A 16821-nucleotide genomic window follows, 5' to 3' on the forward strand; every position below is an offset into this window, starting at 1 on the left:
CCCGCCGAGTGGGACATTCGGCGGACAGCGACCGTTAGTTCTGCTACCTTTTGCCGAACCAAGCACTTGCTTGCTTTCCGTGACGTCAAAGGGGCGCCCATGCGAATTCGATCCTCAGCTCTCACTGCGGCGCTCGCCGTGACCGCGCTCGCGCTCACCGGCTGTTCCGGCGCGGGCGCAGACGACGCCGACGCCGCCGGCGGCCCGTACCGGGTGCTCGTGACCGGCGGAATCAGCGGGCAGGGCGCGCTCGCCGCGAATGCTCAGACGTCCGTGCTCGCAGCGAAGGCAAGCGCCGAGGCGGTGAACAGGGCCGGCGGCGTCGGTGGACGCCAAGTGGAGATCACCGTCGTCGACGACGCGGGCGACGCCACCACTGCCGTGTCCAAGCTGCGAGAGGCCATCGCGTCGGGAAAGAAGCCCGACCTCTTTCTCAACTCGGGCCCGTCGACCATCACCACCGCGACCCTGCCGATCCTCGCGCAGAACAAGATCCTCTCGTTCAACATCGGGCCCACCGAGGATTCGGCGAATCCGGAGAAATACCCGCTCAACTTCGACCTCGCGTCGGGACCGGCCGAAAACGCCGAGACCATCGCGCGATACATCAAGGGCAAGGGATATCAGTCCGTCGGCGTCGTCCACGGGAGCAGCGCCTACGGTGAAGTGTTCGGGCAGGCGATGGAAGACGCGCTGAGCGGTGAAAGTGTGAGTAGCACCGGATCCGAGGAGTACGACACCGCAGCACTCGACATGACTGCGCAGCTGCAATCGCTGAAGAACCGAGGCACGCAGGCGCTCGTCGTGGACGCCTACGGGGCACCACTGGGGTATCTACTCGCGAGCCTTCAGCGGCTCGACTGGAACATTCCGCTCGTCGGAAACACCTCGGTCGCGGGAACGTCGCTGGTCTCGAAGGCTGCACCGGAAGGTGTGCTCGGCACTCCGGCAACGGCGAATCTGGTCATGCACGTCCTCTCGAGCACCGTCCACGACGCTGACGACACCGCGGTCAACACCATGGTCGACAACATGAAGGCCATGGGCGACATCCCGTCGACGCTGATCCTCGCCGACAACTACGACGCACTGCCCCTCGTCGTGGCTGCCGCGAACAAAGCCGGAACCTCGTCCGATCCCGAAGCCCTCGCCGATGCGCTCGAGAACCAGGAAGTCCTCGACAGCGCCGAGACCGCGTTCTCCCCGTCCTATCACTTCTCGGCGGACTCGCACGCGTCGAAACCCGGAGACGAAGCGTACAAGTTCGTGCCTCCGAGCCCACTCCTCAACGGCCAGTACGGAAACCCGAGCGCGTGACACTCGACCACAGGAGATCCCGGTGACCATAGTTTGGTCTGGCCTCGCGCTGGGGGCGGTCTACACGCTCGTAGCGATCGGCTACAACATCGTCTTCATCTCGTCCCACACGTTCAACTTCGCTCAGGCCCAGCTGATGATGGTCGGAACCTTCGTCGCCTACACCGGACTGGTCACCTTGAAGTTGCCGATCCTCGTCGTGGCGGTGACCGCGACGGTCACGGTGACGATCCTGGCCGGTATCGAGGAGATCATTGCAGTCCGGCCCGTCCGTGATCACCAGAATCAGCTCGTCACCACGCTCGGCGCCGCGACGCTGATCAACGGTGCGACGCAGCTCATCTGGGGAAGCGAACCGCTCACCGTCCCGTTCTTCGGTTCGAACGGTCCGATCACGGTCCTCGGCGGCCGCACGTATCCGGTCGAGATCGTGCTGCTGGTTCTGGCGATCGTGCTGGTGGTCGTCCTCGGCCGGGCCGGGACACGGACAATGACAGGTCTCGCCCTCCTGGGCATCTCCGAGGATCGCGAAGCCGCCCTCCTGCGCGGTGTCAACGTCCGGGCGCTCGCTCTCGGTGCGTTCGCCTTTTCCGGCGCGCTCGCCGGATTCCTCGGGCTCTTCGTCGGTCCCAAGACGTTTGCGGTGGCCACGCTGGGTTCGGCGCTGGCCATCAAGGGCTTCGTCGCATTGGCGATCGGCGGGTTCGGCTCGCTCCCCGGCGCATTGGTCGGTGGTCTGACCGTCGGTCTCGTCGAGTCGTTCGCGGCGCTCGAGTTGGGTAGCCAGTACAGCAACATCGCGGTCTTCGTGGTCCTCATCGCGATCCTCATGGTGCGTCCGGCCGGACTGTTCGGCCGGGTGCGGGAACGGGTGGTGTAGACAATGTCCCTGTGGCGCCTGATTCGATCGGCTCCGAGTTGGCTCTTCCCACTCGCCGTCGGCCTCCTCGTGCTGTTCCTGCCGGAGTTCGGTCTCGATTTCGCGGTGTCCCGCCAGGTGCAACTCGCCTGCATCCTCGCGCTGGTCGTCAGCGGACTCAACCTCAGTCTCGGCTATGCGGGTGAACTCGCGCTCGGCCAGGCCGCGATGTACGCGGCCGGGGCATACACCGCAGGGCTCATGTCGATCGCCGGTTACACGGATATCGTGCTGCAGTTGATCGCCTCGGGTCTGGTCGCGCTCGCGGTGGGTATCGTCACCGGAATTCCCGGATTGCGGCTCGGGAGTTGGTCATTGGCGATGACCTCGTTCTTCCTCGTCCTCCTCGTCCCGGACGTCATCGCCGTATTCGGGGACGCCACCGGCGGCCGGAACGGACTCAGCGGGATCGAACCGGCAACCCTGTTCGGGGAAGTAGTGGACGGCGACCGGTTCTACACGGTCGTCGTCATCGTCGCGATCCTCTGGTTCGCGGTCATGCGCAACCTGGTGGTCTCCCGGCACGGCATCGCGTTCCGCACACTGAAACAGAGCCCGGTCCTGGCGTCCTCGGTGGGCATCTCGGTGTTCCGGATGAAACTTCTCGGTTACGCGATCGGCGCATTCCCCGCCGGCCTCGCAGGCGCATTGTTCGCGAACATCGACATGTATGTATCACCCGAGGCGTTCGGATTCACCTTCGCCACAGCAGTTCTGGCGGCGTGCATCCTCGGCGGCGCGACGAGCGTCTACGGTGCGGCGGTCGGGGCAGCGATCATGCAACTCGGCCCGAACCAATCGTCCGAGTTCCAGCAGTACGCCCTGGTCTTCTACGGTGGGTTCCTGATTCTCGGCGGCGTCCTCCTCAGTGGTGGCCTCGCGAAAGTCGCCAAGCAGGCCGCGGCACGGCTGGACCGGGCAGCGGGCCTGACCGGCAGCAGAACAGGAACCCGCCCCAGGCCCGCGAACCGATCCGCGATGGACCCGATGTCGGGTCAGACGCTCGTGGTCGACGGCATCTCGAAGGCATTCGGCGGCAACCAGGCACTCGACAACGCGTCGCTGCGTGCGGAACCGGGCAACATCACCGCACTGATCGGACCGAACGGCTCGGGCAAGACGACGATGCTGAACATGATCTGCGGGTTCTACCGTCCCGACAGCGGGCGAATCCTGATCGGCGACAACGAGGTCCAGGGCAGAGCGCCGGAGCAGGTCGCCCGATGCGGCGTGGCGCGCACCTTCCAGACACCCGACATCCCCGACGGCGTCACGGTTCTCGAGGCCGTGGCCTCGGGTCGATACAGCACCGATCGAGTTTCGATGCTGTCGACCGTGTTGCGGCTTCCCCGCCACCACAAGGTCCGCGAGAGCGACGTCGCCGAGGCGGAACGCGCACTCGACATCGTGGGGCTGTCGCATCTCCGCGACGAGACCGCTACTGCACTCCCCCTGGGTATGCGGAGGCTTCTCGAGGTCGCCCGGTCGGTGGTCGCCGAGCCACGGCTCCTCCTGCTCGACGAGGTGGCGTCCGGCCTCGACGAGGACGAAGTGGAACGTCTTGCCGGGCTGATCCGGCAGCTCAGCGATGCCGGATGCACGATCGTGCTGGTCGAGCACAACTTCCGCTTGGTACTGGCACTCGCCGACACCATCGTCGTACTCGCCCAGGGACGCGTCATCGCGGCGGGTGCGCCGTCCGAGATCGAACACGACCCGCGCGTACTCAGCGAATACCTCGGCGTGGTCGCCGAGGGCACGGAACTGGCCGGAGAGGCGACCTCATGAGCAAGCAGACGACGAAGCCCCTACTGAGCCTGCGGAATGTGCAGTCCGGCTACGGCGACCTCCGGGTGGTGTGGGACGTCTCGCTCGACGTGTGGCCCGGCAAGGTCACCGCACTGCTCGGGCGGAACGGCGCAGGGAAGACCAGCACCCTGCGCGCCATCTCGGGACTGAACAAGGTTTCCGCGGGAACGATCGAGTTCGACGGCCGCAACATCTCGAAGGTGCCGCCACACCGGCGGGTCCGTCAGGGCATGGCCTACGTGCAGGAGGGAAAGAGGGTGTTCCACCGGCAGACCGTGGAACAGAACCTGATTCTCGGCGGGTACGTCCGCAAGATGCGACGCTCGGCCGTCCGCGAGGAGGTGGCGCGCATCTACGACCTGTTTCCCGTCCTCGGCCGTAAACGTGGGCTGCTCGCGGGTGCGATGTCCGGCGGGCAGCAGCAGATGCTGGCAATCGGGCAGGCCCTGATGGCCGAACCCACCCTGCTTCTGCTCGACGAGCCTTCCGGCGGACTGGCGCCCGTGATCGTCAACGAAGTGATGGAGCGCGTGACCGTCCTCAAGGAGGCGGGGCTCGCGGTGCTTCTCGTCGAGCAGGCGGTCGATGCTGCGATGAGCGTGGCCGACCACGTCACGGTCCTCGACGTCGGACGCGTCGTCATGGATGCGGATGCGGGCGAGATCGATGACAGGGCGGTGATTCGCGACGCCTACTTCGGACGCGTCGGCTGAAAAACTAGCCGCCGAGGCGCCGGAACACGAGGCGGACCGCGAGCCCGAGGTGAGCCATCACCTCGTCCACCGAGATGCGGCCGGCCACCCAGGACACCAGGCTCGACATCCAGACGTCGCCGATCACGCGGATGGCGTTCAGCTGGTCGTCGGAGATCTGCTCGACGCCGATCGTCTTGGCGAACATCTCGGTCATCAGGGCGCCGAACGCATCCAGTTCGGCCGAAGCCGACGCGTCCGCGAACATGAACGCGCGCACCAGGGCCTCGTATCGCGGCCGATCCTTCTCGAGGACTTCCGTGTTCTTGCGGAGCACGAACAGGATCCGCTCCGACGGCGTGTCCCCGGGGATCGCGACGTCCTCGAACCGGGACCGCATTCCCTCGAACACCATCAGCAGGCCCATCACCAGCATGTGGTTCTTCGACGGGAAGTAGCGGTACACGGTGCCCAGCGCGACCCCCGCCCGATCGGCGATGGCCCGCATCTGCACGGCGTCGTACCCGCCTTCGGAGGCGAGTTCCATCGCCGCGGCGACGATCCGCTGGTAACGCTCCCGCTGCGGGGCCTTGGCCCCGCGCGAGGGCAGCTGCCCGTTGCGAAGCAACGACAGTAGCCCGTCACGGCCCGCTGTCAGCGGCTCTTCAGCACTGCTCATGGACGTCAGCCTAGCGACAGTCGCCTCGGTGTCGTCCGGCGACGGCACCGGTTCCGGTCCTCACGATGTCCGGATTGCCCAGGGTTCCCCCGCATAGACTCACCTCGACCGCCGGAGGTTTCCCGTGCCCAGAGTTCATGTCGGACCCGAGGATCGTGTGATCCGGCTGCGCGACGGACGCCTGATGGGTTTCGCGGAGTACGGCGACCCCGGCGGATTCGTGGTCGTGAACGCCCATGGCGGACTCGCCGGACGCCTCGACGTCGCGGCCGCCGACCGGAGCGCTCGCGATGCGGGCATCCGTCTCCTGTCCCCCGACCGTCCCGGGATCGGACTGTCGGATCCACAGCCGGGCCGGACGGTCCTCGACTGGGCCCGCGACGTCGAAGACCTCGCGAATCACCTCGGCGTCGACCGTTTCGGCGTCATGGGGTGGTCGATGGGCGGACAGTACGCGCTCGCGGTCGGATCCGGGGTCGCGTCGCGCGTGACGAGTGTCGCGGTGATCGCCGGCGCCCTGCCCCTCACCGAACCCGGGGTGTTCGCCCAGCTTCCCGCCGGGGACCGCGCCTTCAGCCGATTGTCCCAGCACGCTCCGCTGGTGGCGCGGATCTGCTTTCGCGTCATGGGCGCCGCCGCGCTGCGTGCTCCGCGGCTGTTCCGGCGACTCGGCGCCCGCGACCTCGGCACCGCGGACGCAGCCGTGCTCCGCTCCGAGCCCGTCCGGAACTTCTCGCTCATGTCCGGCGAGGCTCTGCGGACGGCGCCCGGGATGGTAGAGGACTACCGCGCGTGGGTGCGGCCGTGGGGGTTCGCGCCCGAAGATCTGACCGTGCCGGTCGACGTCTGGGGCGGAAGCGAGGACGAACTCGTGCCCACGCACTGGCCGCCCGCGCTCGCCCGCCGAATTCCCGGCGCCACGCTGAACATCCGCCCCGGCGGTCATTTCATGGCTCACCTGCACTACCGCGAGATCTTCGACACCCTGCGGCGGCGCTCGGAGTCCTAGGGTGTGTCTCCCAATGATTTGTGGTGTTGTGCTGCAGACTCTTCGGTGTGGCAGACGTTGTTGATCGGTTTGAGGTGTTGACGGACAAGCAGTGGGAGTTGCTCGCGCTGCTGTTGCCCAGTTCCGATGGGCTCCGGGGGCGGAAGTTCCGGAACAATCGTGTGGTGGTCGAGGGGATGCTGTATCGACTGCGGACCGGGTTGCCCTGGCGAGATCTCCCGTCGCATTTCGGGCCGTGGAAGACGGTGTGGAAGCGACATCGCCGATACGCCGGAGACGGAACCTGGGATCGGGTGCTGACTGCTCTGGTCGCGATGGCCGACGCCGGCGGGAACCTGGACTGGGCGGTATCGGTCGATTCCACAGTGGTCCGTGTCCATCAGCACGGTGCGAACGCCGCCCGCCACACAGGGGGATCTACCGAATTACACGAACCTGCGTGACGAGCCTGCCGATCACGGCATCGGCCGGTCGAGGGGCGGGTTGACCAGCAAGGCGCACCTGGCGTGCGACGGTCACGGGCGCCCGCTGTCGGTGCTGGTCGGCCCAGGCCAAGCCGGTGACAGTCCGATGTTCGCCCACGTGCTGGAGGGCATCTGCGTGCCGCGGCTCGCGGGCGGAGCGCACCGCACGCGCCCCGACGAGGTCCGGGCCGACAAGGCGTACTCATCACGGGCAAACCGGGAACTGCTGCGAAGCAGAGGCATCAAGGCGGTGATCCCCGAGAAGACCGATCAGGCAGCGAACCGGGTGAACAAGGGCCGCGCGGGCGGGCGGCCACCGAACTTCGACCCGGAGTCCTACAAGGGGCGCAACGTGGTCGAACGGGCCTTCAACAAGGCGAAACAGTGGCGTGCGGTGGCCACTCGCTACGACAAACTCGCCCTCACCTACCGCGCCGGATTCCTGCTCGCCGGCATCGTCGAGTGGCTCAAGTTATTGGGAGACATGCCCTAGGTCGCTGCCGCTAGCTTGTCGAGCCACTCCCGCAGCACGAGGAGTTCGCCGGCACTCAACCCGGACCGCCCCGCGTCGGCGTCGAGGGCGTGCGCGAGCGCGTCCGCGTTCTCGACCACCTCCCGCGAGGCCTCCGACCGCACAGCGGGCGCAGGCCGGATCAGCCCCGCGATCACGTTGTCGCGCAGTTCCCGTGACAGGGAGAGGTCCGCCTCGCCCTCCGGCTGAGCGATGAGGTGCAGGGTCATGCCGACGTTCGCCGCCACGAATTGCCCGGCGGCGATTGTCGGCGTCACCCGCAGGCGTCCCTGCTGCGCGATCTCGGTCAGCAACTCGAGGAGTCTCATCTCGGCGACTGAGGTCACCGCACACGGCGTGCCCGGGGCGATCCGGCCGTACAGCAGGACGTAGAACGAGGGATTGTCGAGCCCGTAGCGGACGTGATCGTCCCAGCCGTCCCGCAGGTCGGCGATCGGGTCGTCCCCGCGCCGATTCGTGGCCCGGACGTACTGGCCGAACCCGTACTCCACGACCGCGTCGAACAGGCCCTGCTTGCTGCCGAAGTGGTGGTACAGCGTCGGGGCCTGCACTCCGGCGAGGTCGCAGACGGCGCGGGTGGAGACCGGCTTGCCCTGGGCCTCGTCGAGCAGTTGGGCCGCTGCCTTCAGCAGACGGTCGCGGGCGTTGCCGGCCACACTCTTCGTTGTCACACCGCTATGCTACTTCTATAGCGTTGCTATACACGCGACACTGCCGCACACGGACAGGGAGAACATCATGCGCACCACCACGACACCCGAGATCGTCACGCGCTATTTTCGAGCAGCCGACGCAGGAGACCTGGACGCGCTCACGGCGTGCTTCACCGAGCACGGGGCCGTGACCGACGAAGGCCGGACCGTCCGCGGGCGCGACGGCATCCGGCAATGGCGCAGGGACCTCGAATCGAAGTACACCTACACAGTCGAGGTGACCGGAACGGAGACGGTCGCCGACGACAGCTACGTGGCCACCACCACAGTGGAAGGAAATTTCCCCGGAAGCCCGGTGGAACTGAGGTACGAGTTCGTTCTCAGCGACGGCCTCGTCGACACGCTGCGGATCGCCCCCTGACCCCACGTGAGTGCGAAAGCGTGCCGGAACACACTTTCGCACTCACGTGGGGGGAGAACGAAAAAACTCCGCTGTCGGCGTTCTCGACAACGGAGCTTCGGTGAATCGTGGTGGCCAGGGCCGGGATCGAACCGGCGACCTTCCGCTTTTCAGGCGGACGCTCGTACCAACTGAGCTACCTGGCCGGACGGCACCCGAACCGAATGCCTATCGCATTGTGTTGCCGATACTCGGTATCGGTAACACACTTGCGACCCTGACGGGACTCGAACCCGCGACCTCCGCCGTGACAGGGCGGCGCGCTAACCAACTGCGCCACAGGGCCTTGCTTTGTCCTGCTGTGCTTTACAAGTGTAAAGCGTTACTGCGTGTCACTTTTACTGCCGTCGAACCATACCTCATGCTCGACACCGGTCAAACGTACCCCCTACGGGATTCGAACCCGCGCTACCGCCTTGAAAGGGCGGCGTCCTAGGCCGCTAGACGAAGGGGGCCCGCCGGATTTCTCCGAACCAGTACCTCAACGGCGTTCCGTTGGGAGCTTGGATAGCTTAGGACACGGATCGAGAATTTCCCAAATCGCCAGGTCAGACTACGAATCAGGCAGTTCTGAGCCGGAATCCGGCCATCCGTCCCTCGCAAACTTCTCCAACCATTCAGGGGAAGCCATCGCAGCGAGGATGACTTCGAGCGATTCCGCGAACCGCTCGCCGAGGTCACCCTCCAGAGCGGTCATGTCGGACATGTACCGCTGGCCGGCGAGAGACGCCGCCAGAACCCGGGTGAACTTCTCGGGGTCGGCGTCGGCGCGCAGCAGACCGTCGCGCTGCGCGCGGATCGCGAACTCGTGCGCGGTGCGCCCCCACACCTGCGAGCCACCGGACTGCACGTCCGGATAGAACTCGGGTTCGACGATCAGCCGGAACTCGGCCCGCACGATGACGCTCGAATGGAAGAGCTTCGCCAGGTCGATCACGAAACCGTGGAGGGCTTCGAACGGCCCGATGTCCGTGCGACTCGTCCACCTGTCGGTCAGGGCGGTGAATTGCTCCACTCCGGATTGAAGGACGGCACGGGCGAGTTCTTCCTTCGATTGGAAGTGGAAGTACATCGCCCCCTTGGTGGCGTTCGAGCCCTCGAGGATCGTGTTGACCGACGCCGCCGCATAGCCGCGCTTCGCGAACTCGATCGCGGCCGACTCCACCAGCGCAGCGCGAGTGCGTCGCGCACGCTCCTGCTGACGTGCCATGACGGTGAATCCCTCTCCCAGATGTAGTAACCCCGTTTTCGCCCTGTCAGGACGAGTGTGGAGCCATACATAACAGTATCCCCGTTTTGAAAAAACCGACACAGCAGTCTGTAGATCATGGAAACTTCTCAGAAACCAACCTGAAGCCCTTTATGGAGTTGAAACCGGACCGCTGCCGAAAACACACCAAGTGGTATAATTTGGGTCGGCTCGGGTGCGCTGCAGGGGGTGCGCACCCGAGCCGACCCTTTTCACCCCCCGCGCGGCGCGCCGTGCCGGGGGTCCTGTTTTCTCGGTCACTGTCTGCGCACTAGACTCTGGCCCCGCGCCCCTATAGCTCAGTTGGTAGAGCTACGGACTTTTAATCCGCAGGTCGTAGGTTCGAGCCCTACTGGGGGCACTCTCCCCTTACTCGGCACATGCCGGGTAAGGGGCACAAGCACTCACTCGCGGCCCGGCGCTTCCGCCGTCGCAGACACCCGGATCAGACGACGAACCGCCTCGACAGCGCTCTGCCGCCGCTGCGCCACCGTGCGCTCCCCCGACTTTCCCCCCGCCGGCTTGCGGCCGCCACGGGCGACGGCCAGCGACAGGGCGATGTCGGTGATCACGAGCAGCAGCTCGCCTGCGTTCCAGGACGGATCGACGAACCCCTCCTGCTGCCCTCGCCGAATCTCGGCGATCTTGGGCCGCAGCGTGAGGATCCGCGCATCGCTGTCGGCGATCTGCTCGCGCATCTCCAGGTCGGCCCACTTCTGCAGTCTCGCGTTCTCGGGGTGCGCCACGTAGTCGTCGAACAACCGGCCCACGTAGCCCGGCAGATCGTCGCCCCGCAACGCCGCCTGCTCCGTCGTCTCGGCGATCCATTGTGCGATGACGGCGTCGAACAGCGCTTCCTTGCTGTCGAAGTACGCGTAGAGACGGTCCTTGCTCGCCCTGGCCGCCTCTGCGATGCGGTTGATCCGGGCTCCGGCGACTCCGTGTCGGGCGAACTCTTCTTTGGCCGCGGCGAGGATCCGTTCTCGCGTGGCTTCTCCCGCTGTTCGCATTCCGACATCCTAAATTGCCCGTTGCCGAACCATCTGGTTCGGCGTAGCGTGCGAAGTTGACGAACAGTTTGGTTCGTAAACCTCACACCCCCTCACGCCAAGGACCGTTTCATGGACATCGATCAGGCCCGCAGCACGTTCCACGAGCTCCGGGGACGCGAGAGCGGCGTCTCCCCCGACGAACTCGACGCCGTGTGGGCGGCGCTCGACACCGTCAGGGCCGAAGACATCCTCGGCAGCTGGAAGGGCGACGACTTCGCCACCGGACATCGTCTCCACGAGAAACTGTTCGCGAGCCGCTGGCACGGAAAGACGTTCCACTCTCTCGAGGATGCGAAGCCGTTGATATGCCGTGACGCGGACGGCAACCTCTACTCCGACGTCAAGGGCGGCAACGGCGAAGCCAGTTTGTGGAACATCGAGTTCCGGGGAGAGGTCACCGCGACCATGGTGTACGACGGCGCGCCCATCTTCGATCATTTCAAGAAGGTCGACGACTCCACGCTCATGGGCATCATGAACGGCAAGTCCGCGCTGGTACTCGACGGCGGTCGGCACTACTACTTCCTGCTCGAAAGAGACTGAGCTCCAATGCAGGTCACAGCAGCCGTCTCACGCGGACCCGATTCTCCGTTCACGCTGGAGAAGGTCGAACTCGACGAGCCCCGCGCGGACGAGGTACTGGTGCGGGTCGTCGCCACCGGCTTGTGCCACACAGACCTCTTCACCAAGGCGGCACTCCCCCGCGCCCTCGGCGCCGCCGTCCTCGGCCACGAGGGGGCCGGGATCGTCGTGGACGTCGGGTCACGCGTGAGCGGGGTGGTGCCCGGTGATCACGTGATTCTCAGTTATCGCCACTGCGGCGACTGCGACCAATGCCGAAGCGCGGGTCCGGCATATTGCGTCGACGCGCACCGGCTGAACAGTTCGGGCCGGCGCGCGGACGGCTCGGCCACCGTCACCCAGAACGGCGAACCCGTGCGCGCCGCCTTCTTCGGACAGTCCAGCTTCGCCGAGCACGTCCTCGCGACGGCCGACAACGTCGTCGTCGTCGACAGGTCCGTCGACCTGGCCGCTGCGGCGCCGCTCGGCTGCGGGTTCCAGACGGGGGCAGGCGCGGTACTGAACGTGCTCCGGCCCGGCAGTGATTCGAGCGTGGTCGTCTTCGGCGCGGGCAGCGTCGGGTTCGCCGCGCTGCTCGCAGCCCGATCAGTCGGCGTCGCAACGCTTCTCGCCGTCGATCCGGTACCCGCCCGACGTGCGCTCGCGGAGGAGTTCGGCGCGATCGCGATCGATCCCGGGTCGCAGGACGTGGTCGCCGCGATCCGTGCGGCGACGGGTGGCGGCGCCACCCACACCCTGGACACGACGGGGATCCCCGCCGTCATCGGACAGACGTTGTCCTGCCTGCGGGCGCGGGGCAGCGCGGTGGTCGTCGGGCTGGGCGCGCCCGAAGTGACGGTGAACATCCAGGACCTGATGCTGAACGGCAAGACCCTCCGCGGCTGCGTCGAAGGCGATTCGTCCGTGCAGCAGTTCATTCCGCAGCTGCTCGCGCTGCACGCGGACGGGAAATTCCCGTTCGACCGTCTCGTCACCGAGTACCGATTCGACGACATCAACCGCGCCGTGGCCGATCAGGCCGCGGGCACGGTGATCAAACCGGTGCTCGTGTGGTGAACTCGCTAGGGCGTGGCAGGTGACGGTCCGGCCGGCGGCCCGTCGCCCACCTGTCCGTCCTTCGCTTTCGTGTCTCTTCGCATCTCGGCGAGATCCTCCCCGCGCTTGCGGTACGTGAAGCTGACGCCGGCGACGCCGAGGAACAACACCACTCCGATGATGGCGCCGGCGAGTGACGCGCCGCGGAATCCGGGCGCGTCGACGTCCATGATCCGTTCGCCCGCGTGCGCTGCGCTGTTGCCGCCGAGCACCACACTGAGCGTCAGCAGGTTGGGCAGCACCACCAGGACACCGAGGATCAGCAGCACGATCTGCACGGGCTTGAACCGGCGCCGGCGGAACAGCCGCCACGCTCCGCGGAACAGGAGCAACGGCAGGAGGGTGCACAGGGTGCCGAACAACAGTCCCCACAGGATGCCGCCGCCGAAGCTGCCGTCGGCCAGTCCGCCCACGTTCTGAGCCCACGCCCGCGGGAGGTACGCCGCGAGGATGAAGTACGCGATGACCAGTACCACGAGGAGGACGGCGATGCCGATGGCCTTCTTGGCCCACGCCGGAAGTCCCGATTTCGCCGGTGTGGAGGTGGATGCGCTGTTCTCGGTCGTCATGACTGGTCTCCCTGCGTCGGCAACGGTTCTTCGTCCAGCACCTGCTCGGCCAGTCGCTTCGGGGCGACGAGCGTGTACGACGTCCTGATCCACTCACGCAACTGTTCCCACCGGGGCTCGTCCGCGTCCGCGACGTCCAGTGCGATCCAGCCGTGTCTACCGAGACCGTATCCCGCTGGCTCGGCCCCTGGTTCCGTTGCGACGACGGCTTCGGCCTCGTCCACGGTGAGCTTCACCGTCAACCGGGTGGCCTCGACGTCACTGAACACGAAGTTCTTCCCCCGCACCCGGAACGTCGGGTGTCCGTCCCACTGGGCGATGTCCACCCGAACGGCTTCGGGCAACTCGGCGACGATCTGTTCCAGGCGGCTCATGTTGTTGCCCATGTGACGATTGTCGGCAGCCCTCCGACCGACCGCAACCGGCATAACGGACATTCGGGATTCACTAGTGTCGGGAGTCCGGGGGTGTCGACGACGAACCCCATGACGAGGCAGGCATCAATGGCATCGATCGACGACCTTCTGTCCCAGATCCCGATCAACCAGATCGCCCGGCAACTCGGCGTCGACGAGGCCACCGCCGAGACCGCGGTGAAGTCGGCGCTGCCGACGCTCGTCGGCGGGCTCGGCGCGAACGCACAAGATCCGAACGGCGCCGCGTCCCTCCGGAGCGCGCTCCACGATCACAGCGGCACGACACTGCTCGACGGCGGAATCGACATCGACCAGGTCGACACGGACGACGGCGACAAGATCGTGTCCAACATCTTCGGCGGCGAACGTGACCGAGTGGCGAGCACACTCGGCGGTGTCGGCGGCGGCAGCGGAGTGGGCAGCGACCTCGTGAAGCAGTTGCTCCCGATCCTCGCGCCGATCGTGCTGGCGTACATCGCCAAGCAGGTGACGGGCGGCGGAAGTTCTGCTCCGCAGACGCAGGGCGCGGGCCAGGCCGGCGGAGGTCTGGGGGACGTCCTGGGCGGGCTCCTCGGAGGCACTGGTGGTTCCGGCGGGCTCGGCGGGGTCCTGGGCGGCCTGCTCGGAAAGGGTGCGGGCGGCGGACTGGGCGACGTGCTCGGCGGACTGCTCGGCGGCGGAAAGAAGTAGGTCCCGGGGGCGGCGGGGCCACCGTCGCCCTGCGGGTGGCGATATTCACACCTAGGGTGGATCGAATTCCCAGGAGACCGACAGCTCGGACGAACGGGTTTCCGCGCAACCGCCGACACGGCTCGAGTTACGGCGGGGAATCTGTGGAGACCGACAAATCTGTGATCGTCCACAACTGTCCGCGCGTCGCTGTGATGATCTCTCCCTGCGATGATTACGCTGGTCACCGCACACGCATGCTCATCAGTACACTGTCATGTAACGGTTCGCCGCGTGGCGGCGACACATCCCGGAAGATCCATTACGGATCGGTAACTTGGACGGTTCCCGGGCCGCCGACGGCGTTTACCAACCTACTTACGGTGCCGTAGGCTGAACAAAGTCAAATTGAGCTACTGGAGGCATTACACATGGCGAGGGATCTGACCCAACTCGAACTGCTGCAGGAGTTGTCGCCGGTTGCAGAAGAGAACGTCAACCGCCACATCTCCATGGCCAAGGAATGGCATCCCCACGACTATGTTCCGTGGGACGAAGGACGTAACTTCGCCGCGATGGGCGGCATCGACTGGGATCCCGAGCAGTCGCAGCTCGACGAGGTCGCCAAGGCCGCGATGATCACGAACCTCCTCACCGAGGACAACCTGCCCTCGTACCACCGCGAGATCGCCGAGAACTTCTCGCAGGACGGCGCGTGGGGAACGTGGGTCGGTCGCTGGACCGCCGAGGAGAACCGTCACGGCATCGTGATGCGCGATTACCTCGTCGTGACCCGCGCCGTCGACCCCGTCCAGCTCGAGCGTTTCCGCATGGAGCACATGACGAACGGCTTCGCCTCCCCCGCCGACGTCGACGCCGGCTTCCTCCACTCCGTCGCCTACGTGACGTTCCAAGAACTCGCCACCCGCGTCAGCCACCGCAACACCGGTAAGGCGTGCAAGGACCCGATCGCCGACAAGATGCTGCAGCGCATCGCCGCCGACGAGAACCTGCACATGATCTTCTACCGCAACATGTGCGGCGCTGCCCTCGACCTCGCGCCCGATCAGGCGCTCGAGGCCATCAACATGATCGTCCAGAACTTCCAGATGCCGGGCGCCGGCATGCCGAACTTCCGGCGCAACGGTGTGCTCATGGCCAAGCACGGCATCTACGACCTGCGTCAGCACCTCGAAGAGGTGCTGATGCCCGTCCTGCGCAAGTGGAACATCTTCGAGCGGACCGATTTCACCGCCCGCGGCGAGGAGATCCGCGAGAGCCTCGGCAAGTTCCTCGAGAACCTCGAGGGCCAGGCCACCAAGTTCGAGGAGCAGCGCGACCGCATGCTGGCCCGCGAGGCCAAGAAGCGCGAGCAGAAGGCTTCGTGACGTAAACAGTTATCCTGTGCCCGGTACCGGATTCGGTACCGGGCACAGTTTTTGTTCCAGCACTTTCCCAGAGGTCGTCAATGTCATCCCTTCGTATCGGATCGCTCGAGCTGCGCAGTCCGGTGGTTCTGGCCCCCATGGCCGGGATCACCAACGTCGCGTTCCGCACGCTGTGCCGTGAGCTCGAGACGGAGCGCGCGGGCAGCACGTCCGGCCTGTACGTGTGCGAGATGGTGACAGCGCGTGCGCTGGTGGAGCGTCAGCCCGCGACCCTGCACATGACGACGTTCGGTCCGACCGAGACACCGCGGTCACTCCAGCTGTACACCGTCGACCCGGACACCACGTACGCCGCGGCCAAGATGATCGTGGACGAGAACATGGCCGATCACATAGACATGAACTTCGGCTGCCCGGTTCCCAAGGTGACCCGCAAGGGCGGCGGTGCGGCGCTGCCGTACAAGCGCACCCTATTCGGTCGGATCGTCGCCGCGGCCGTGAAGGCGACCGAGGGCACCGACGTCCCGGTGACCGTCAAGTTCCGCGTCGGCATCGACGCCGAACACCACACGCATCTCGACGCCGGCAGGATCGCCGCAGGCGAAGGCGCCGCCGCGGTCGCACTGCACGCGCGTACCGCCTCGCAGCGGTACTCCGGCACAGCCGACTGGAACGAGATCGCCCGGCTCAAGGAACACGTCACGGACGTGCCCGTCCTCGGGAACGGCGACATCTTCGCCGCCGAAGACGCGGCCCGCATGATGGAGCAGACCGGTTGCGACGGCGTCGTCGTCGGGCGCGGATGCCTCGGCCGGCCGTGGCTGTTCGCGGAGCTGAGCGCGGCACTGAACGGGAACCCGCAGCCCACTCCTCCCAACCTCGGTGAGGTGGCCACGATCATCCGCCGTCACGCGGAACTCCTCGCCGATCACCACGGCGAGGACAAGGGCCTCCGTGAACTGCGCAAGCACGTGTCCTGGTACCTGCGGGGCTTCCCCGCCGGGTCCGAACTGCGGGTCGCGATGGCCCTCGTGAGCACCCTCACCGAACTCGACGACCTCCTCGTCCAGCTCGACCCGACGATCCCGTTCCCCAAGGACGCCGAGGGACCGCGCGGACGGCAGGGGTCGCCCGGCACGGTCGCGCTCCCCGAAGGGTGGCTCGACGACCCCGACGACTGCCTGGTGCCCGCCGGCGCCGACCTCATGCATTCCGGTGGTTAACAGCACGGACGCGCGTCACCTCGCTACATGTGTGGAGCCTCGAC

General features: G+C 66.3%; 18 protein-coding genes and 4 tRNA genes. 13 read left to right on the top strand and 9 right to left on the bottom strand.

Features of this window, described 5'->3' with window-relative positions; genetic code table 11:
* Positions 1–99: 99 nt before the first annotated feature.
* From WKC72_RS36115 to WKC72_RS36130, 4 genes are read left to right on the top strand one after another with little or no spacing between them, the layout of a single operon-like run.
* On the top strand, positions 100–1317 hold the full coding sequence (locus WKC72_RS36115; RefSeq protein ID WP_037230509.1) for an ABC transporter substrate-binding protein: 1218 nt from the start codon (positions 100–102) through the stop codon (positions 1315–1317).
* A 22-nt stretch (positions 1318–1339) separates the two neighbouring features.
* Positions 1340–2197 carry a branched-chain amino acid ABC transporter permease gene (locus tag WKC72_RS36120; protein WP_112301209.1) on the top strand — a complete coding sequence of 286 codons (858 nt, stop codon included), beginning with the start codon at positions 1340–1342 and terminating at the stop codon, positions 2195–2197.
* Between the two features lie 3 nt (positions 2198–2200).
* Positions 2201–4024 (top strand): ATP-binding cassette domain-containing protein, encoded by a 1824-nt coding sequence (locus WKC72_RS36125; RefSeq protein ID WP_112301210.1) that lies wholly within the window; start codon positions 2201–2203, stop codon positions 4022–4024.
* Positions 4021–4758, top strand: coding sequence for an ABC transporter ATP-binding protein (locus WKC72_RS36130; protein WP_128639905.1), 738 nt, complete (start codon positions 4021–4023; stop codon positions 4756–4758). The genes WKC72_RS36125 and WKC72_RS36130 overlap by 4 nt, the downstream gene beginning before the upstream one ends.
* Before the next feature lie 4 nt (positions 4759–4762).
* On the opposite strand, the gene WKC72_RS36135 is transcribed toward WKC72_RS36130, so the two are convergent.
* Positions 4763–5416, bottom strand: coding sequence for a TetR family transcriptional regulator (locus WKC72_RS36135; protein WP_128970053.1), 654 nt, complete (start codon positions 5414–5416; stop codon positions 4763–4765).
* A gap of 157 nt (positions 5417–5573) precedes the next feature.
* On the opposite strand from WKC72_RS36135, the gene WKC72_RS36140 reads away from it, so the two are divergent.
* Entirely contained in the window at positions 5574–6425 is an 852-nt protein-coding gene (locus tag WKC72_RS36140; RefSeq protein WP_370184638.1) for an alpha/beta fold hydrolase, read from the top strand.
* Between the two features lie 47 nt (positions 6426–6472).
* Positions 6473–7382 (top strand): IS5 family transposase gene (locus tag WKC72_RS36145; protein WP_370180697.1). Its coding sequence is split into 2 segments (ribosomal slippage): positions 6473–6829 and positions 6831–7382, totalling 909 coding nucleotides; the frame shifts between segments, so codons are not numbered across the junction.
* On the opposite strand, the gene WKC72_RS36150 is transcribed toward WKC72_RS36145, so the two are convergent.
* Positions 7379–8092: a TetR/AcrR family transcriptional regulator gene (locus tag WKC72_RS36150; RefSeq protein ID WP_370181173.1), complete on the bottom strand. Its 714-nt coding sequence runs from the start codon at positions 8090–8092 to the stop codon at positions 7379–7381. The genes WKC72_RS36145 and WKC72_RS36150 overlap by 4 nt on opposite strands.
* A gap of 67 nt (positions 8093–8159) precedes the next feature.
* Here WKC72_RS36150 and WKC72_RS36155 point away from each other — a divergent pair, with 67 nt between their 5' ends.
* Positions 8160–8495 (top strand): nuclear transport factor 2 family protein, encoded by a 336-nt coding sequence (locus tag WKC72_RS36155; protein WP_370181174.1) that lies wholly within the window; start codon positions 8160–8162, stop codon positions 8493–8495.
* A gap of 108 nt (positions 8496–8603) precedes the next feature.
* Here the strand turns inward: WKC72_RS36155 and WKC72_RS36160 are convergent.
* The 4 genes from WKC72_RS36160 to WKC72_RS36175 all read right to left on the bottom strand — a co-directional run bounded on the left by WKC72_RS36160 (position 8604) and on the right by WKC72_RS36175 (position 9744).
* Positions 8604–8680, bottom strand: a tRNA-Phe gene (locus WKC72_RS36160).
* A 66-nt stretch (positions 8681–8746) separates the two neighbouring features.
* Positions 8747–8820: transfer RNA gene (locus WKC72_RS36165), tRNA-Asp, on the bottom strand.
* 96 nt (positions 8821–8916) lie between these two features.
* Positions 8917–8989, bottom strand: a tRNA-Glu gene (locus WKC72_RS36170).
* A gap of 98 nt (positions 8990–9087) precedes the next feature.
* Positions 9088–9744 carry a TetR/AcrR family transcriptional regulator gene (locus WKC72_RS36175; protein ID WP_037230524.1) on the bottom strand — a complete coding sequence of 219 codons (657 nt, stop codon included), beginning with the start codon at positions 9742–9744 and terminating at the stop codon, positions 9088–9090.
* Between the two features lie 327 nt (positions 9745–10071).
* On the opposite strand from WKC72_RS36175, the gene WKC72_RS36180 reads away from it, so the two are divergent.
* A tRNA-Lys gene (locus WKC72_RS36180) sits at positions 10072–10144 on the top strand.
* Between the two features lie 43 nt (positions 10145–10187).
* Here the strand turns inward: WKC72_RS36180 and WKC72_RS36185 are convergent.
* Positions 10188–10793 carry a TetR family transcriptional regulator gene (locus WKC72_RS36185; RefSeq protein WP_370181175.1) on the bottom strand — a complete coding sequence of 202 codons (606 nt, stop codon included), beginning with the start codon at positions 10791–10793 and terminating at the stop codon, positions 10188–10190.
* A gap of 111 nt (positions 10794–10904) precedes the next feature.
* Here WKC72_RS36185 and WKC72_RS36190 point away from each other — a divergent pair, with 111 nt between their 5' ends.
* Complete coding sequence (locus tag WKC72_RS36190; RefSeq protein ID WP_037230526.1) at positions 10905–11378, top strand: DUF4334 domain-containing protein; 474 nt, start codon at positions 10905–10907, stop codon at positions 11376–11378.
* Positions 11379–11384: 6 nt separating this feature from the next.
* The gene (locus tag WKC72_RS36195) at positions 11385–12473 is read left to right on the top strand and encodes an NAD(P)-dependent alcohol dehydrogenase (RefSeq protein ID WP_112301215.1); all 1089 of its coding nucleotides are present in this window, start codon (positions 11385–11387) and stop codon (positions 12471–12473) included.
* 5 nt (positions 12474–12478) lie between these two features.
* Here the strand turns inward: WKC72_RS36195 and WKC72_RS36200 are convergent, their stop codons facing one another.
* Both WKC72_RS36200 and WKC72_RS36205 read right to left on the bottom strand, forming a co-directional pair.
* A complete protein-coding gene (locus WKC72_RS36200; RefSeq protein WP_037230528.1) occupies positions 12479–13081 on the bottom strand; it encodes a hypothetical protein in 603 nt (200 codons plus the stop codon).
* Positions 13078–13518, bottom strand: coding sequence for an MmcQ/YjbR family DNA-binding protein (locus tag WKC72_RS36205; RefSeq protein WP_112301216.1), 441 nt, complete (start codon positions 13516–13518; stop codon positions 13078–13080). The genes WKC72_RS36200 and WKC72_RS36205 overlap by 4 nt, the downstream gene beginning before the upstream one ends.
* A 66-nt stretch (positions 13519–13584) precedes the next feature.
* Between WKC72_RS36205 and WKC72_RS36210 the strand changes: the two genes are divergently transcribed.
* The 3 genes from WKC72_RS36210 (at position 13585) to dusB (ending at position 16777) form a co-directional block, all read left to right on the top strand.
* Positions 13585–14187 (top strand): DUF937 domain-containing protein, encoded by a 603-nt coding sequence (locus WKC72_RS36210; RefSeq protein ID WP_112301217.1) that lies wholly within the window; start codon positions 13585–13587, stop codon positions 14185–14187.
* A gap of 410 nt (positions 14188–14597) precedes the next feature.
* Positions 14598–15554: an acyl-ACP desaturase gene (locus WKC72_RS36215; protein WP_037230531.1), complete on the top strand. Its 957-nt coding sequence runs from the start codon at positions 14598–14600 to the stop codon at positions 15552–15554.
* A gap of 80 nt (positions 15555–15634) precedes the next feature.
* On the top strand, positions 15635–16777 hold the full coding sequence (dusB, locus tag WKC72_RS36220) for a tRNA dihydrouridine synthase DusB (RefSeq protein WP_005244337.1): 1143 nt from the start codon (positions 15635–15637) through the stop codon (positions 16775–16777).
* Positions 16778–16821: the final 44 nt, after the last annotated feature.

The sequence above is a fragment of the Rhodococcus wratislaviensis genome (assembly GCF_041228765.1).
Taxonomy (GTDB): Bacteria; Actinomycetota; Actinomycetes; order Mycobacteriales; family Mycobacteriaceae; genus Rhodococcus_F; species Rhodococcus_F wratislaviensis.

Excerpts from the sequence above, each read along its gene's own strand:
- WKC72_RS36115 (WP_037230509.1), top strand. The coding sequence starts at position 100 with ATGCGAATTCGATCCTCAGCTCTCACTGCGGCGCTCGCCGTGACCGCG.
- WKC72_RS36125 (WP_112301210.1), top strand. The coding sequence starts at position 2,201 with ATGTCCCTGTGGCGCCTGATTCGATCGGCTCCGAGTTGGCTCTTCCCA.
- WKC72_RS36130 (WP_128639905.1), top strand. The coding sequence starts at position 4,021 with ATGAGCAAGCAGACGACGAAGCCCCTACTGAGCCTGCGGAATGTGCAG.
- WKC72_RS36135 (WP_128970053.1), bottom strand. The coding sequence starts at position 5,416 with ATGAGCAGTGCTGAAGAGCCGCTGACAGCGGGCCGTGACGGGCTACTG.
- WKC72_RS36155 (WP_370181174.1), top strand. The coding sequence starts at position 8,160 with ATGCGCACCACCACGACACCCGAGATCGTCACGCGCTATTTTCGAGCA.
- WKC72_RS36175 (WP_037230524.1), bottom strand. The coding sequence starts at position 9,744 with ATGGCACGTCAGCAGGAGCGTGCGCGACGCACTCGCGCTGCGCTGGTG.
- WKC72_RS36185 (WP_370181175.1), bottom strand. The coding sequence starts at position 10,793 with ATGCGAACAGCGGGAGAAGCCACGCGAGAACGGATCCTCGCCGCGGCC.
- WKC72_RS36190 (WP_037230526.1), top strand. The coding sequence starts at position 10,905 with ATGGACATCGATCAGGCCCGCAGCACGTTCCACGAGCTCCGGGGACGC.
- WKC72_RS36195 (WP_112301215.1), top strand. The coding sequence starts at position 11,385 with ATGCAGGTCACAGCAGCCGTCTCACGCGGACCCGATTCTCCGTTCACG.
- WKC72_RS36200 (WP_037230528.1), bottom strand. The coding sequence starts at position 13,081 with ATGACGACCGAGAACAGCGCATCCACCTCCACACCGGCGAAATCGGGA.
- WKC72_RS36205 (WP_112301216.1), bottom strand. The coding sequence starts at position 13,518 with ATGTCCGTTATGCCGGTTGCGGTCGGTCGGAGGGCTGCCGACAATCGT.
- WKC72_RS36210 (WP_112301217.1), top strand. The coding sequence starts at position 13,585 with ATGGCATCGATCGACGACCTTCTGTCCCAGATCCCGATCAACCAGATC.
- WKC72_RS36215 (WP_037230531.1), top strand. The coding sequence starts at position 14,598 with ATGGCGAGGGATCTGACCCAACTCGAACTGCTGCAGGAGTTGTCGCCG.
- dusB (WP_005244337.1), top strand. The coding sequence starts at position 15,635 with ATGTCATCCCTTCGTATCGGATCGCTCGAGCTGCGCAGTCCGGTGGTT.